16 protein-coding genes and 1 pseudogene are annotated in these 16,212 nt (G+C 43.5%); 2 read left to right on the forward strand and 15 right to left on the reverse strand.

The annotated features are described in order from the left end of the window. Positions 1-86: 86 nt before the first annotated feature. Positions 87-728, forward strand: a complete 642-nt coding sequence (gene plsY, locus ACFSN5_RS06560; protein WP_165210396.1) for a glycerol-3-phosphate 1-O-acyltransferase PlsY — start codon at positions 87-89, stop codon at positions 726-728. Between the two features lie 70 nt (positions 729-798). Here the strand turns inward: plsY and ACFSN5_RS06565 are convergent, their stop codons facing one another. From ACFSN5_RS06565 to rfbA, 13 genes and pseudogenes are all read right to left on the reverse strand, one after another. After that, positions 799-3,318, reverse strand: coding sequence for a 5'-nucleotidase C-terminal domain-containing protein (locus tag ACFSN5_RS06565; protein ID WP_165210393.1), 2,520 nt, complete (start codon positions 3,316-3,318; stop codon positions 799-801). Positions 3,319-3,455: 137 nt separating this feature from the next. Next, complete coding sequence (locus ACFSN5_RS06570; protein WP_165210390.1) at positions 3,456-4,724, reverse strand: dihydroorotase; 1,269 nt, start codon at positions 4,722-4,724, stop codon at positions 3,456-3,458. A gap of 17 nt (positions 4,725-4,741) precedes the next feature. Next, positions 4,742-5,395 carry a uracil-DNA glycosylase gene (locus ACFSN5_RS06575; protein ID WP_165210387.1) on the reverse strand — a complete coding sequence of 218 codons (654 nt, stop codon included), beginning with the start codon at positions 5,393-5,395 and terminating at the stop codon, positions 4,742-4,744. A 27-nt stretch (positions 5,396-5,422) separates the two neighbouring features. Continuing rightward, positions 5,423-5,923: a YbhB/YbcL family Raf kinase inhibitor-like protein gene (locus ACFSN5_RS06580; protein ID WP_165210555.1), complete on the reverse strand. Its 501-nt coding sequence runs from the start codon at positions 5,921-5,923 to the stop codon at positions 5,423-5,425. 10 nt (positions 5,924-5,933) lie between these two features. Further along, positions 5,934-6,282 (reverse strand): annotated as a pseudogene (locus ACFSN5_RS06585) (MmcQ/YjbR family DNA-binding protein). Positions 6,283-6,323: 41 nt separating this feature from the next. Next, positions 6,324-6,953 carry an orotate phosphoribosyltransferase gene (gene pyrE, locus ACFSN5_RS06590; protein WP_165210384.1) on the reverse strand — a complete coding sequence of 210 codons (630 nt, stop codon included), beginning with the start codon at positions 6,951-6,953 and terminating at the stop codon, positions 6,324-6,326. A gap of 45 nt (positions 6,954-6,998) precedes the next feature. After that, on the reverse strand, positions 6,999-7,697 hold the full coding sequence (gene pyrF, locus ACFSN5_RS06595; protein ID WP_165210381.1) for an orotidine-5'-phosphate decarboxylase: 699 nt from the start codon (positions 7,695-7,697) through the stop codon (positions 6,999-7,001). Positions 7,698-8,080: 383 nt separating this feature from the next. Next, positions 8,081-9,016, reverse strand: coding sequence for a dihydroorotate dehydrogenase (locus tag ACFSN5_RS06600; protein WP_165210378.1), 936 nt, complete (start codon positions 9,014-9,016; stop codon positions 8,081-8,083). A 9-nt stretch (positions 9,017-9,025) separates the two neighbouring features. Further along, positions 9,026-9,820 (reverse strand): dihydroorotate dehydrogenase electron transfer subunit, encoded by a 795-nt coding sequence (locus tag ACFSN5_RS06605; RefSeq protein WP_165210375.1) that lies wholly within the window; start codon positions 9,818-9,820, stop codon positions 9,026-9,028. Between the two features lie 130 nt (positions 9,821-9,950). Further along, positions 9,951-10,421, reverse strand: a complete 471-nt coding sequence (locus ACFSN5_RS06610) for a hypothetical protein (RefSeq protein ID WP_165210372.1) — start codon at positions 10,419-10,421, stop codon at positions 9,951-9,953. A gap of 112 nt (positions 10,422-10,533) precedes the next feature. Beyond that, on the reverse strand, positions 10,534-11,580 hold the full coding sequence (gene rfbB / locus ACFSN5_RS06615; protein WP_165210369.1) for a dTDP-glucose 4,6-dehydratase: 1,047 nt from the start codon (positions 11,578-11,580) through the stop codon (positions 10,534-10,536). A gap of 335 nt (positions 11,581-11,915) precedes the next feature. Then, positions 11,916-12,509 carry a dTDP-4-dehydrorhamnose 3,5-epimerase family protein gene (locus tag ACFSN5_RS06620; protein WP_165210366.1) on the reverse strand — a complete coding sequence of 198 codons (594 nt, stop codon included), beginning with the start codon at positions 12,507-12,509 and terminating at the stop codon, positions 11,916-11,918. Continuing rightward, complete coding sequence (gene rfbA / locus ACFSN5_RS06625) at positions 12,509-13,378, reverse strand: glucose-1-phosphate thymidylyltransferase RfbA (protein ID WP_165210363.1); 870 nt, start codon at positions 13,376-13,378, stop codon at positions 12,509-12,511. Before rfbA ends, ACFSN5_RS06620 begins: the two co-directional genes overlap by 1 nt. Positions 13,379-13,579: 201 nt before the next feature. Here rfbA and ACFSN5_RS06630 point away from each other — a divergent pair, with 201 nt between their 5' ends. Beyond that, positions 13,580-14,485 carry a LysR family transcriptional regulator gene (locus ACFSN5_RS06630; protein WP_165210360.1) on the forward strand — a complete coding sequence of 302 codons (906 nt, stop codon included), beginning with the start codon at positions 13,580-13,582 and terminating at the stop codon, positions 14,483-14,485. Between the two features lie 478 nt (positions 14,486-14,963). On the opposite strand, the gene ACFSN5_RS06635 is transcribed toward ACFSN5_RS06630, so the two are convergent. Both ACFSN5_RS06635 and ACFSN5_RS06640 read right to left on the reverse strand, forming a co-directional pair. Then, positions 14,964-15,425 carry a COG2426 family protein gene (locus tag ACFSN5_RS06635; RefSeq protein WP_004225422.1) on the reverse strand — a complete coding sequence of 154 codons (462 nt, stop codon included), beginning with the start codon at positions 15,423-15,425 and terminating at the stop codon, positions 14,964-14,966. A 21-nt stretch (positions 15,426-15,446) separates the two neighbouring features. Beyond that, the gene (locus ACFSN5_RS06640; protein WP_165210357.1) at positions 15,447-16,211 is read right to left on the reverse strand and encodes a LytR family transcriptional regulator; all 765 of its coding nucleotides are present in this window, start codon (positions 16,209-16,211) and stop codon (positions 15,447-15,449) included. Position 16,212 lies beyond the last annotated feature (1 nt).

Here is a 16,212-nt window from a genome sequence, read left to right on the forward strand (position 1 = left end):
AGCCTCAAGGCTTTAATTTATGCTTTTCAGCAGGCTTTCTTCCAAGAAAGCTGTAATCAGGTCTTGATTTTTGATATAATGACAGCATGGAAACTATTTTTTTTATCGTCATTGCTTATCTAATGGGCTCCATTCCGGCTGGACTCTGGATTGGTAAAATTTTCTACCACAAGAATATTCGCGAATATGGCAGTGGAAATACTGGGACGACCAATACCTTCCGCGTGCTAGGAAAAACAGCTGGCACAGTTACCTTTCTGATTGATATGCTCAAGGGTACCCTGGCTGTCCTTCTGCCTATCTGGTGTGGGGCAACTACTATTTCTCCCCTTATCATCGGTTTCTTCGCCGTTCTAGGACATACTTTCCCTATCTTTGCCGGCTTCAAGGGAGGTAAAGCTGTCGCTACCAGCGCTGGGGTCCTCTTGGGCTTCACCCCCCTTTATTGCCTCTTTTTGCTGGCCATTTTCTTCACAATCCTCTTCTTAACCAGTATGATTTCTTTTTCAAGTATCGCTGTTTCTTTACTCGGACTGGTGACTCTCTTCACTTTTCCTGCTATCCATTTTATCCTACCGAGCTACGACTGGCTCTTTACTCTGGTCGTCTCTTGTCTAGCCTTGATTATTATTACGCGGCACAAGGATAATATGGTGCGCATTAGAAATAAGGAAGAAAGTTTAGTTCCCTTCGGGTTGAATTTGACCCACCAACACCCTAAAAAATAAGCCTAGTATTAGCCAGCCAATTTATTGCAAAAAGGGCATCCAGCAAGGATGTCCTTTTTATTTATTCTACTTATTTACGTCTACGAACTCGCAAGTGATCTGCAACGGCACCAGCTGCAATGATAGTCACACCAACCACGCTGACCAAAATTTCGTTAAAGCGATTATTCGTAGCAACATCAGTTCTTGTTCCACTAGGACGCGAACTGGCCTCTAGGTTGGAATCGGCTGGACCAGTTCCTGATTGCCCGCCAGAACTTGAACCTGAACCAGCAGCATTGCCAGTAGCTGGAGAGCTAACATCTGGCAGATCAACCTTACCAGAAGCTGGTTTATTATCCTCTATAGCAGCATCATCTGATTGAGACTTTGAATCATCCTTAGCCTTTTTTAAGTCATCAAGAGTCTTACTGATCTCCAGCTGTTTATCCATTTCTTTGATAGTATCGGAAATAGAATCAGCTTTGGACTGAGCAAGGTCTTTATCGGTCTTATTTTTATCAGGCAACCCTGTTGAACCTGCTATTCCGTCCTTTTTTGGAATGGAAAGTTGATTGCTTGGATCAGGTTTCCTGTGTGAGCCACGACTTGGTGCAGGCTGAGGCTTTTTTCGAACACGATCGGAGCGTCTAATATGCCGCTTAATCCAATCCTTGTCATAGTAATGAGTTGCAGAAATGGAAATTACTCGATCATTGGGAGTAACTTCCTTATACTGTGACAAATCTACATCTGATTTGAGATAATCTGCAAAGACTTGATCCATAGATGGTCCTTCTTCGCGAGGGCCGCCCAGCATGCTATAATTATCTCCACCAGCAGCTAAGAAATCATTGGTAGCTAAATAGTAGTTTTTTGTCAAGTCCAACGCCAGATAGTTATCGCTCTCTGGATCCCAGATTTGGATGCCTAGGATACGTTGATCAGCTGCTAAATTGGTATCATAATAAACACGAACACCCGCTACTTGTAAGAATCCGCCACTGGGTTCTAATAGAGGATTATCAGCTTCATCTAAGATTGGCTGCCCTGAAGGATTCAGCTGAGTGATTGAGCCGAGTGAAGTCTTGAACATATCAAGGATATCCTGACCAGTTACCTCAATTTGAGCCACACTGTTACCAAAAGGCAGAACCGCTGTGATATCTCCTTTGGTAATTGGCTGGCCTTGCTTAATGGTCTCCCGCAGTCCCCCGCCGTTGGTGACTGCTAAATTAGACTTGTGCTTAAAACCTGTTTGACCGTAAGCCAAAAGCGAGTCAGCAACCGCATCGCCAAGATTAGTTTGTCGCACTCGAACATTCATACGATCGCCATTTAATTCAACAGGGCTGTTTTCTCTAACAACCTTTGAACTTTCTGCCTGATATTTAGCCTGAATTTTTTCAAGCAAACCAGCAACAGTTGGATCAGGTGTAACAGTCATCGCTTGCTCAGATGTGATAACACCTGCAGATAGAACACGCTCAGAATTTAACGTGATATGTCCAATATTATTGAGATAGCTGCCAGTTTGATTATAGGTAACATTCCCATCATTTAGTTGCAAAACTGTGTGAGAATGCCCATCAATCAAGATGACATTTTTACCCTTTAACAATTTATTGCTGGCTAAGGTGTGAGCTAAGCTATCGCCCCGCCATTCTTTTTTGGTTGTTGCATCAACACCAAGGTGACTTAAAATGACATAATTGTGATACTGCTTTCCTTCTGCCCGAGCCTGAGCCTCAGTTTGAGCAATAACATTATTAACTTCCGTTATTGGATCAGCAAAAGTTACCCCTTTAATGTTATTAGGATGAGTTTTGGTAGCTGTCTCAGGCGTTGTAACTCCAATAACAACAAATTCATCGCCATCTTGATTCGGAGTTTTATCAATAATCGTTGACGGCGCAAAGAGTCGGGCACCATTAACATAGATATTGGAACTGATGATAGGAAACTGCAACTTCTCCTTGAGACGTTTCAGCTGGTAAAGGCCGAAATCAAATTCATGATTCCCTACCGTCATAGCATCATAGCCGATAGCATTCATAACATCAGCCATCGCCTCTCCCTGACTGCTGTTGGAAATTGGTAAGCCTTGAAAGGCGTCTCCTGCATCAAAAACAAGCGTTTCACCCTGCTGGCGAGATTTTTTTACAATACTAGCTAGCTTGGCATCGCCAATGACACCATTCTTATTATCTTCGACCAGTCGTCCGTGGACATCATTAGTATGAATAATTGTGATGTCCGAGCCAGACTTTGACGCAGTTTCAACAGCTGTTTCTGTAGCGCTAGCTTTGGGGGTGATTGGAGTTTCTTGTTCTTGCTTATTTTGATTGTTCGCCTCAGAAGCTAGGAGGTCAGTTGTTAGATTTTTTTCATTCGAATTGGCCGCAATCGTCTTTTCAGAGGTTGCCTCCGGTCCGGTCGCAGGTTCTTCAACGCCTGTTGCTTGTCCCGAATTTGTCAACTGGATAGAGTCCGCCTGAGTATCTGCCTGTTTAGCAGCATTTGCCTCGTCAGCATACACTTTATTGGATAAAATTGCCGTCGAGAATAAGAGGGCAGATAAGGTTGGGATTAAGATTGTTTGCTTGCGCATGAAGAACTCCAAAATAAATTTATTACTACTCATTATACAATAAATAGTAATAAATTTAAATGAGACTGTTCAGAAAAAATAACTTTTTAAGTTAGAAAAAGACTAGATGATGCTTACAACTCCTAGTCTTTTCACGATTATGCTTGATAAATAATTTGACCAGCGCAGATAGTATACTTAACCGCGCCCTTTAGAGTCTCTCCAATAAAGGGCGAATTTGAGGCCTTGGAAGCGAACTGATCCGAAATCAGACGATCTTCCTTATCCGCAAATATAAGGATGTCGGCTGGGCCATTTTCAGCCAGATAGCCAGCATCAAAATCATACATAGCTGCTGGATTGCTAGTCATCTTGGCCAAAAAGTCCATGAGACTCAAATCACCAGTCTCTACTAAATTCGTTAATCCCAACGAAAGCGAGGTTTCCAGCCCAGTCATACCTGAGGGTGCCTTGGTCATATCTTCAACGTTTTTTTCCTCCTTATGATGAGGAGCGTGATCAGTAGCAATGACAGAAATAACACCTGATTTAAGTCCTTCAATCACAGCTAGGCGGTCGCTTTCCGTCCTCAGAGGTGGATTCATTTTAGCTAGAGCCCCTTTGACCAAAAGTAGATCCTCGGTCTTAGAGAAGTGCTGGGGTGCCGCTTCTGCTGTTACAGGAGCCCCCAGTTCTTGGGCAAATTTAACAACTTGGACAGATTCAGCTTTTGATAAGTGCTGGATGTGCAAATGAGCCTGAACAGCATGAGCAATCATGGCATCACGCGCAATCATGCTATATTCAGCCACACCCGTTGCTCCGCAAAAACCAAATTCCTTACGGGCAATAGTTTCGTTGAACCCAAGAATACCATTAAGTTCCGGATCTTCTTCATGCAGAGCAATGAAAGTATTATTCTCCTTAGCCAATTCTAGGGCTTCTTTGACTAGCTTGCTGCTTTGCAGAGGAATCCCATCATCCGAGAAAGAAACAGCTCCTGCCTCTAGGAGAGCTTTAAAATCTGTCAAATTCTGCCCGTCAAAATTTTTGGTAACCGTAGCGTTGGTGTAGATATGAATGTTCTCCTTAGCCGCACTAGCCAAAACTTCCTTAAGGGTAGGGATATCTGAAATAGTTGGATTGGTATTGGCCATCATAACCACTGTCGTTACCCCTCCTGCTGCTGCAGCTAGAGCTCCTGTATGAATATCTTCTTTATGAGTTTGTCCGGGTTCGCGGAAGTGAACGTGAATATCAACTAATCCTGGAGCCACCACTAGACCACTCGCATCAATAACCTGTGCATCTGCTACGTCAATAGTTTCAGCTATTTTGACAATTTTATCGCCATCCACCAAGATATCACAAATCTTATCGAATTGCGTTTTGGGATCCATCACTCGGCCATTTTTAATTAATAACATGCTTTATGTCCTCCTTTTCATCGGAGCCAGTCTACCGGCTCAATTCCATCTGCCCTCAAAAACTCGTTAGCTCTCGAAAACGGCTGCGAGCCAAAGAAACCACGATTAGCTGACAGCGGACTAGGATGAGGAGATTCAATAATATGGTGGATGGGATTGCTAATCAAGGCCTTCTTCCTGCGAGCAAAGCCTCCCCAGAGGATAAAGACAACGGGATTGTCCTGTTCGTTGACGACCTTGATAATCGCATCTGTAAAGGGCTCCCAAATCTGTCCTTGGTGACCGTTAGCTTGGCCAGCTGGTACTGTCAAGCAAGCATTGAGCAAGAGTACACCTTGCTTAGCCCAAGGCGTCAAGTCATGATGGTCACGCTGACCAATATCCTGTGCTAACTCTTTGAGAATATTCTGCAGAGACGGCGGGGCTGGGATAGCCTCAGGTACCGAAAACGACAGGCCCTGAGCCTGCTTGGGACCATGGTAAGGATCCTGACCAATAATAACCACTTTAACCTTTTCCAGAGGCGTCGTTTGAATGGCATTAAAAACTTTTTCCCGCGGCGGATAGACGACGCCTTGGGCGTAAACCTGATCCATAAAGGCATTGATTTTCCCAAAATAATGTTCGGGTAACTGAGCTTTAATCAGCTCATGCCAACTTGAATGTTCCATAGGGCAGCATCCTTTCTTAGCTCAGAATCAGACTTTACCGATCAAATCAATCTCAGCTTCGGCCAAGATATGACCTTCAACTGCATGCATCAGCTCATTAAGGTAAAACCCATGATCAAGTGCAAGCTCAGTATCCAAAGCATAAACTTTTAGAGTATAAAGGTGATCTTTATCTGGCGGGTAAGGTCCGATGTAATTATCTTCAATAGCCGAAAAATCTGTTGATAAAAATTTGCTGACAAGGCTGTTTTTACCATGGAGATGCTGGCTGTCCGTTCGGGAAAAATCTGCCTCAATCACAGTTTTAGCAGCAGGGACATTAGCGACTATCCAATGAATGTAAGCAAAACCGCAGACTGGAATCGAATCGTAGTCAACAAAAGACCAAGCAAAGGTCTTAGTGCCCGCAGGTACATCTTCTATGGAAAAAGGGAAGGATACAATGGCATTCCCCAATTCAAGTTCACCAGTATGTTTACTGTAACGATCTGGAATAATTTTATTTTCAAAAGGAACTGTAATTTTCATCATTAACCTCCTAACGTGTTAAACGGCTGCTTTCCAGTACCATAGCCTCAAGTTCAGGTTCGCTCAGCTCAGTTTCATTGACTAAAACGCTGAGCCAGTGTTTTTTATTCATGTGATAAGCTGGGATAACGCCCTTGGTATCCATCATCATCTCTACCTGTTCGGGTTGGAGTTTGAGGTTGAGCAGGAGTTTTCCGTCTTTTCTGTGTCACCAGCGCCAGCATTTTTTGATTGCGGCGATGCCGAATGACTGGTGTATCCTTACTTTTCTCACGTGTAAAGGGATAAGCCTCTTCAGCTCCAGTCAGATCGACCAGCCAATCCAGCAGTTCCCGCTTGGTGAAATTGCCAAAAGCCATTGGAACCTCCTATTAATTTTCTCTTTCTTACAGCGACAGAATCAATCCCGCCAAGTTTCTTGATTCTCTTTGAATTTTTTCAGCAGTTGCAGACCGTCAGCGTTGATATAACCTTGAACCTTGGCTACTTTGATGAGTTCAGAATAGTTGGATAGGGTTACCAATTTCACCCCTGCATCAGCAAAGTTCTTATCAGCCTTGGGTAGTTCATAGGTGAAAATAGCTGCGACACCAAGGACATCAGCTCCTTCGCGCTCCGCAGCTGCGACAGCTTCCAATACAGAGCCGCCCGTTGAAATCAGATCTTCGATAATGACCATCTTTTCCCCCTTAGCAACCCGGCCTTCGATTTGGTTTCCCGCACCATGGTCTTTGGGTTTGCTGCGGATATAAGCAAATGGCAGATTCATCTTATCTGCAATGATGGCCCCGTGAGGAATCCCAGCTGTCGCTGTCCCAGCAATCACTTCAACTTCTGGAAATTCTTCCTTGATTTTTTCAACAAAGCCATTTTCAATCAAGCTGCGGGTTTCAGGATAGGAAAGGGTGATGCGGTTGTCTGTATAGATTGGGGATTTGATGCCTGAAGCCCAAGTGAATGGCTCCTCAGGTTTCAGGTAAACCGCCTTGATATCTAGTAAATCTGATGCAATTTGTGATGCTAATGTCATAAAGTTTCTCCGTTCTAAATTGGGGATTAGGTTAGTTTGTAAGTTTTAGGCTTGAGCATTCCACTCAGCTTTAATAGCTTGATAGGCTGCGACAGGCTCCTCAGCTTGAGTAACAGGCCGTCCAACCACGATGTAGTCAGAACCAATTCTGTAAGCATCAGCTGGAGTCATCACCCGTTTTTGGTCACCGACAGCCGAGCCCGCTGGACGAATACCTGGGGTCAAGCATATAAAGTCCTCAGAAGTTACTGTCTTAATTTTAGCTACTTCATGAGCTGAGCAGACCACGCCGTCTAAACCAGCCTCTTGCGTCTTTTGGGCATAATGCAAGACCGACTCTTCCAGACTGGTCTGAATATTTTGAAAGTCTCTCATCTGCTCCTCAGATGTAGACGTCAGCTGAGTCACAGCAATCAATTTAGGACCCCTTCCTAAACCTTCTCTGGCAGCTTTCATCATTTCGACGCCACCAGCCGCATGGACATTAGTCATATCCACACCAAGCTTGGCTAAAACTGCCATGGCAGACTTGACCGTATTGGGAATATCATGCAATTTTAAATCCAAAAAGACGGAATGTCCCAGTGATTTGACATAGGAAACAACCTCAGGACCTGCCCCGTAGTAAAGTTCCATACCAATCTTGACATAGAGTTTTTCTTCCCGAGGGAAACAGTCTAAAAATTCTTTGACCGCTTCGAAGGAAGGAAAGTCGAGGGCGACGATAGGGCGTGATTCTCTCATAACTGTTTTGAATGTCCTTTCTATTGATAGATAAATGGGAGACTTATTTGACAGCAAATTTCTACCTTGCAATAATCACCAATAATCTTGCAGAATCTCGTTTTTACTTTCGTGCAAACTGAGTCCAGAGTGTGGCTTTTACGGTCAACTATCTCAACTAACGTCATAGAAAAAACCTTGCCAAAGAGGCAAGGTATGACAAAATCAGGGCAATCCTCACCCCTAATATCGTGATTCCCTTGCTAGCCTCTCTGGACTGAACTTAAAGGTTTATTATTGGTTCTATTGTAACTTACAGGTGCTGAACTGTCAATCAAATGCTGTAAGAGGTACAGCAGTATAGAGTACTTCTCTACAGACTTGATAATCAGCCGTTAGAAAATTTATAAGATTTTCCGAACTTCTTTTCTTAGCTCTTCCAAACTCTCAATACTGTACTTATCCATAACCTTGGGTAGGTCAGCGATAATATTGGGGCAGGCAAAGGGGGCGGTGAAATTAGCTGTACCGACACCAATTGCTGAGGCTCCGGCTATCATCATTTCAATAGCTGCTTCAGCACTGTCAACCCCGCCCATGCCAATAATAGGAAGACTGGAGCTCTGGGCAACCTGACGAATCAATTTTAAGGCGACTGGGAAGACTGCTGGACCACTCATGCCGCCTGTTCCGTTGGCAATGATAGGTTTTCGGCTTTGCAAGTCAAAGCGCATGCCCACTAGAGTGTTAATCATAGTAAAGCCGGTGGCACCAGCATCTTCAACCGCTTTGGCTACCTGCGTAATATCAGCGACGCTAGGTGTTAATTTAACATAGACTGGGACTTGGGAGGTTTCGACGGCAGCTTTAGTTGCCGCATAAGCCAATTCAGGAACCTGACCAATCAGAAGGCCAGCATTACCGTGGTCGACATTGGGACAAGAGATATTAAGCTCAATCGCTTTAACATTTGGCGCCTGTGAAATCCTTCCAGCAACATAGGCATACTCCTCATTAGAAAAGCCAGCAACATTAGCGATAATGGGCAAATCAGGATAATGCTCCTGCAGCCAAGGAAGTTTCTCAGCTAAAACAGCATCAACACCGGGATTTTGGAGCCCGATAGCATTGAGCATGCCAGACGGTGTTTCAGCAACACGCGGGGTGGGATTGCCAAAGCGTGCTTCCTTCGTCGTTGCCTTAATCATAATAGAGCCCAACTTATCAAGATCGTAATACTTGGCGTATTCCTGACCAAAGCCAAAGCAGCCAGAGGCTGGGATAATAGGATTTTTCAATTCTAAGCCCGGCAAGGAAACCGCTAAACGATTTTCAGTCATAGTAACCTCCTAGAGTACAACACTACCTGTTTCAAAGACAGGTCCATCCTCACAAACTCGCTTATTGGCAGCTTCGGACTTGTCTTTAAGATGAACGACACAGGCATAGCAAGCTCCCATCCCGCAAGCCATCCTTTCTTCTAAGGACATGTAAGCATGAGGGTGATCGGCAAATTTCTTATCAACATATTTGAGCATCCCCGGTGCTCCACAGGAATAGATAGCTGCAAAATCGTCGGCCAGTTCATCAACAACCGTTGAGACATAGCCTTTGATCCCATAAGAGCCATCATCCGTAGTAATCACTACCTTGGCGACTCGCTGCATTTCTTCTTCTAAAATGACCGCAGCTTTATGGGCAAAGCCTAAAACAGCTGTCACTTCTACTCCCTTTTGTGCCAGAGCCTTGGCGGTTGCATAAAGCGGCGGAACACCGATACCTCCGCCGATAAGGAGGACTTTGTCACCTTGATTGACCACCGATAGGTCAAAACCATTTCCCTGAGGCCCCATAGTGTCTACAAAATCACCAGATTTTAAATGGGACAAGAGTTCTGTCCCCATACCCTGAATCCGATAAATTATGCTAACCTGCTGAGTTTCTTGGTCAATTTCACAGATAGAAATCGGCCGCCGTAAAAGCTTACTAGGATCGGGCACCCGCAGATGAAGAAATTGTCCTTCTTTCATTTCATGAACCATTTGTCCAGTCAGCACCATCTTAAAAATATGAGGAGCAATCTCAACCTGACTGACTACTTTGAGGTTTTCTTTGAGAATAGCTGGCTTTTCTTGTACTTGCATAAGCTGTCCTTTCTAACAAAAAGACCTCACCCAGAGGGCAAGGTCGCACAAATAGGGGCAGAAAACTACAATCTTCAGCCTTTATCGGTTCCTTTTTAGCCTCTCTGGACTGTTTTAAAGGTCATAAATTTTACTTTGTAGATTGATCTGTCAAGACCTCATAAGGGCGTTCATATTCTTCCTTGAGAGCTGCACTAGCAACCTGCAAACTGCCAAAGAGATCAACTAAGATGCCAAAAGACTTAGCTCGGTCCTGATCTAAGAGATTATAGAAAAATGGTTGAGCAACAGCTACTTCTTCCAAGAAGGCCAGCTGTGACAGCCAGTCTCCCACAACATCCAATGAACTATTCATCAGGCGAAAAGATGGCTCATCATACCAAGACAGGGCCTGAACCTTTTCCTCTTGACGTTTAAGTGGCCGGCAGGCTTCCAAAATCTTGTCAATTTCTGGCTTAATCAAAACCGTTTCAACCGAGAATTCCAAGAGTGATGGCTCGTGCTGAATCATACTTAATTCGGTTTCAAACAAATGCAGGTAATGCCGAGTAACGGCTAGTTTGTGCAACAGTTGTTGATAATCTTGCAGGATTTGCTCCATAGTTACTTCCCTTACTTCTTATTTTTCTCTATTCTACCATAAAATGGTAGCAAAATTAAGCCTCAGGTCCTCAGTTGGACTATTAAAAAACAGGCTTGCGAGCCCGTTTTCCTTATTTCAAAACTTTTTGTGTCTTAGCATAATTAGCTTCGACTGCTTCTTTTTCAGCTTGCCACCAATCTTTATGCTCAGTATACCATTTGATGGTATCTTCTAACCCTTCTTCAAAGTTGGTGAATTGCGGTTCCCAGCCAAGCTCTTGGCGGAGTTTGGTAGAGTCAATGGCATAGCGTAAATCATGTCCCGCACGATCTGTTACGTGGTCATAGGCATCTTTTGGCTGCCCCATCTTTTCAAGGATGAGTTCCAGAACCTCCTTGTTGTTCTTTTCACCATCAGCACCGATGAGATAAGTTTCACCGATACGGCCTTTAGTGAGAATAGCCCAAACACCAGTTGAATGGTCATTGGTGTGAATCCAGTCACGCACGTTTTTACCTTCACCATAAAGTTTGGGTCTAATACCAGACAGGATATTGGTAATTTGACGTGGAATGAACTTCTCAATATGTTGGTAAGGACCATAGTTGTTTGAACAGTTTGAAATAGTTGCCTTAACACCAAATGAGCGCACCCATGCCTTGACAATCAAGTCAGACGCTGCCTTGGTTGATGAATAAGGCGATGATGGGTTGTACTTAGTTTCAGCTGTGAATTTCTCACCTTCGCCTTCACCATGACCTGGCAAATCTTCACGAAGCGGAAGATCGCCATAAACTTCGTCAGTAGAGACATGGTGGAAACGAATGTCGTATTTACGAGCAGCTTCCAAAAGCGTGTAGGTCCCGACAAAGTTTGTATAAATAAATGGTGATGGGTCTTTAAGTGAATTGTCATTGTGGCTTTCAGCTGCATAGTGGACAATGGCATCTGCTTTAGCGGCCAATTTATCTACCAATTCAGCGTCAGCAATATCTCCAACAACCAACTCCACACGGTCGCCAAGAATTTCTTCAAGGTTAGCGCGGTTACCAGCGTAAGTGAGTTTGTCAAGGACAGTCACATGGACATCTGGGTGGTTGTTATAAACATAGTGTACGAAATTAGAACCGATGAAACCAGCACCGCCGGTTACGATAATATTTTTGTATTCAGACATGATTATTCCTTTTTGCTTTTTCTTTTTTGACAGTTTCCTTAGGGAAGAGGACGTTATGAACTAAATCTAAAAGTGCCTATGAAATTTACCTTGTCAACTTCGTTGCTAAAGGCTTTCAAGTCACTCTATAAACTGGATTTCATTGACTCGATTCTGAAATTTCAGTTTCAGAATCGCCCATATTTTCACCACGGCGGAAACTGTCGATTAGCGGCTCACTTTGTTCGCCTTATACCCACCTTAGCAAACAGTATATGGCTCGCTTACTCGGTACGACCTTTCTTTGATTTCAAGAGAGTCTATTCCCTATAAGAGAAAATGGTCAGGCTTCCCCCTTACAAATCTTCAGCTTTCAATGGCTTCACATCTTTGAGCATTGGGTGGTTTTTATCTGCCTCTGAGACTTCTGCCTCTTCAAGGTTTTCCCATTTAATACCTAGGCTTGGATCTGCATAGTTAACAAAGGCATATTTGGGTTTAAGTTCTAAAGCCCAGTAATCATTAACCAAGTAGCTGTAAGAAACCTTGTCAGATAGGACTTGAAAGCCATTAGCAACGCCGCGGGGAACAAAGATGCCTTTGGAAGCGTCAATAATGGTTTGATAGACATGGCCGAAGCTATCGCCTTCCCGTAAATCAACCCAAGAGCCTAGAACTTTACCTTCATCAGCTACTGAGATATATTTATCCCAAGGTTCAGCATGAAGTCCTCGCAGAACATTTTTACGAGAGAAAGAAACATTGTTTTGGAGTTTTCCTTCTGCAAAAAAACTTTCTGGAAAACCAAGCGGCAGCATCTTTTCTTTTTGAAAATTTTCCTTAAACCAACCACGGTTATCTCCATGAACGGGGATATCAAATTCAATCATGCCAGGAATGGCATCAATGTTACGAGCAGCGAGTTCTTTTTCAAAAAATCTTTCTGTCATTATGCTTCTCCAATCAAACGAAGCAAGTATTGTCCGTATTCATTTTTCTTGAGAGGTTGTGCGAGTTCACGCACCTGCTCTCTGGTGATATACCCCATACGATAAGCAATCTCTTCAAGGTTAGCCACTTGTAAGTTTTGCATCCGTTGAACGGTTTCGATGTACTGGGCAGCCTCTAGCAAACTTTCGTGAGTCCCAGTATCCAACCAAGCAAAACCGCGTTCCATAACTTCAACCGATAAATCACCACGATCGAGATAGGCCTTGTTGACATCGGTAATTTCCAATTCACCCCGAGGACTGGGCTTAATATTTTTGGCAATCTCGATGACATCATTATCATAGAAATAAAGACCTGTTACAGCATAATGAGACTTAGGATACTCAGGCTTTTCTTCGATGGAAATGGCATTCATATCGTCATCAAACTCAACAACCCCAAAGCGTTCTGGATCTTTGACTTGATAACCGAAGACGGTTGCCCCCTTTTCCTTGCTGGCAGCCTTTTGTAACATTCGGCTGAGACCTGGACCATAGTAAATATTGTCCCCTAAAATCAGAGCCACATTGTCATCGCCGATAAATTCTTCACCGATGATAAAAGCCTGAGCCAGACCATCTGGACTGGGCTGTTCGGCATAAGACAGGTTAATGCCAAATTCAGAACCATCTTGAAGCAATTCCTTGAAACGAGGCAAATCTTGCGGTGTCGAAATGATTAAGATGTCCTTAATTCCCGCCAACATCAAAGTAGAGAGAGGGTAATAAATCATGGGTTTATCGTAAACAGGCATAAGCTGCTTTGAAGCCGCACGGGTCAATGGATAGAGGCGAGTCCCAGACCCACCTGCAAGAATAATACCTTTCATAGGAAAAGCTTCCTTTCACAATTTGTCTGTTAAAATTATACCATAAGCCCTTTCAAATGTCAGTAAAAATAAGGGATCGGACAAAGCAAGTTCTGGTCAATTCCCAGACTTATACTTGAGTGAATTTAGTGTCTATCGGCTACAAATCCTGTATCATAGCTATAGCCTGAAACTATAGCTGCTTTATGTTAGAATAGGTGTATGCGAATTCAACAATTACATTATATTATCAAAATCGTCGAAACCGGCAGTATGAATGAAGCTGCCAAACAGCTCTACATCACCCAACCCAGTCTCTCAAATGCCGTGAGAGACTTGGAGAGAGAGATGAACATTAAGATTTTTAACCGAAATCCTAAAGGGATTACCCTGACTCAGGATGGTATGGAGTTTCTCTCCTATGCTCGTCAGGTTGTGGAGCAGACTAATCTCATGGAAGAACGCTATAAGAGCAAAGACCATAATCGCGAGCTTTTTAGTGTCTCAGCCCAGCACTATGCTTTTGTTGTCAATGCTTTCGTCTCCTTGCTCAAAGGAGCAGATATGAGCCAGTATGAGCTTTTTCTGCGAGAAACTCGGACTTATGAAATCATTGACGATGTTAAGAACTTCCGCTCAGAAATCGGAGTCCTCTTTCTTAACAGCTACAACCGCGATGTCCTAACCAAGATGTTTGATGACAATCACCTAACCTATACCAACCTCTTTGTCGCTCAACCTCATATCTTTGTCAGCAAGTCCAATCCTTTAGCCAACAAAAAATCAGTCAGCCTCAGTGACCTTGAAGATTTTCCTTATCTCAGCTACGAACAAGGACTGCACAACTCCTTCTACTTCTCAGAAGAGATTATGTCGCAGATTCCTCATAAAAAATCCATTGTCGTTTCCGATCGGGCAACGCTCTTTAATCTCCTGATTGGTCTGGATGGCTATACTATTGCGACTGGTATTCTTAACAGTAATCTCAACGGGGACGATATTGTCTCTATTCCACTAGAAGTTGATGATCAAATTGATATCGTTTACCTCAAACACGAAAAGGCCAACCTATCCAAAATGGGTGAACGTTTTATTGACTATCTGCTCGAGGAAGTGAAATTTGATTAAACTAGGGAGCCGATAGGCCTCACCAAGGAAAATAGAAAATCGGGTTTGGAGTTTAAGTGCTCCAAACCCGATTTGTCTTTTTCCACAAGGATGTAGGTGTGCTCGATAAAAAAAATTCTCATGGGCTTAATGCATATTTGCTCATAATGAGGCTTGACTGAGACAAAAGTTCTGCCCTGTGTTAACTTTATCCCTTGCCTTGCAGATGATAGGTCAAACAGTCTGGAAAACTGTTTGAGAAAATCAATATCAATTGTACGGATGACCACTTCTTCACCCTAAAAGTGCTGTAATCTCTGCTGAAGATCATATATAAAAAAGAAAGTGGCAGAGACCTGAGCCTTAAAATGGGAGAGCGAGGAAAATCAAAATCGTGATTTTATCACGATTTACTGATTTTTATACGTAATCTTCAGAGATTACAATGCTTTGTGAGGGCTAAGCTATCATGGCTGTTTGTCCCACTCTCTTTCTATCTCTAGAAAAAGCTCTTGACAAATACCGAGCCGAAGCCCATGATGAAACCAGCCAAAACAACACCTGCCATAGTAGCAATGATACTGTTCTTGAATTTGAGGTCAAGAATGGAGGCTGCTAGGGTGCCAGTCCAAGCTCCTGTCCCCGGCAGAGGAATGCCAACAAAGAGGAAGAGGGCGAAGTAAAGCCCCTTGTCACCAGCGCTCTTGGCTAACTTCTGGCCACCATTATGGCCCTTTTTCAAACACCAACTAAAGAAGCCACCAATGACAGGCTTGTCAGTTCCCCATTCCAGTACACGGCGAGCGAAGAAAAAGATTATAGGGACGGGCAACATATTGCCGATAACAGCGATGACAAGAGCCTGCCACATAGGCAGCCCCGTACCTATACCATAGGGGACGGCTCCCCGTAATTCGACAAGGGGGATCATGGAAATGAGAAAGGTAATCAAATAATTCATAAAAATTTTTATCCTTTTGGTTTATAAGAGTGAGCTAATCAGCCGATTAATTTGGTCAAAGTAAAAGGGGCTTTCTTGATAGTTGATGCCAGTATGACGAGCTAACTTGATAATCATCTCCAAGAAGGAGCGGGAGGAAAAACCTGTTGTGTCATGCAAGATCTTTTCATCAAATGGCTTAATCAGATGAGCCAGAGGATTGCGGACCGACTTTTCCATATTCCTAAGGAAGACCACATCTTTCTTGAGCGAATCGGAAATCGGCAAAAGAGCAATCAGGGCCACTAGACTTCTGGAGGTCACTCTGGGGTCATGCCACGTTTTGGAAAAATCAATCAAAACCTGCTGAGGTGACTCTTCCATCTTGGAAAATCTCCACATGTCATATTGAGCATCTTTAGAATTGGCCACATAATCCTGAATGTCGGGAATTTTACCAGCAATCAATCGCATGAATAAACGGTAGATGATAGGACTGACTGCCCGAACAAAATCGATAATGTCTTCAGTCATCACCTTAGCCTGCAAGTCCATAATGTAGTTGGCCAACTGCTCCTCGTCTTTAGGATTGACTGCCAACTGCAACCGATAAGTCTCTTGAAAATATTTAAGCGTCGCTGGTTCACAAATTTCCTCAATATCCAGCTGACGACGTTTTTTCATGAGATAAATCAACTTTTTGGCATCCGGGGCAATCTGCTGCTGCTCCAGCAAACCATAAGCAGAAGCATAATCATAGTGATTAATCAGAATTTCTAGTGTATCTTCCAAAGTCTGCTGTTTCATC

Origin of the sequence: Streptococcus tangpeifui (genome assembly GCF_044503215.1) — a bacterium.
GTDB classification, from domain to species: domain Bacteria; phylum Bacillota; class Bacilli; order Lactobacillales; family Streptococcaceae; genus Streptococcus; species Streptococcus tangpeifui.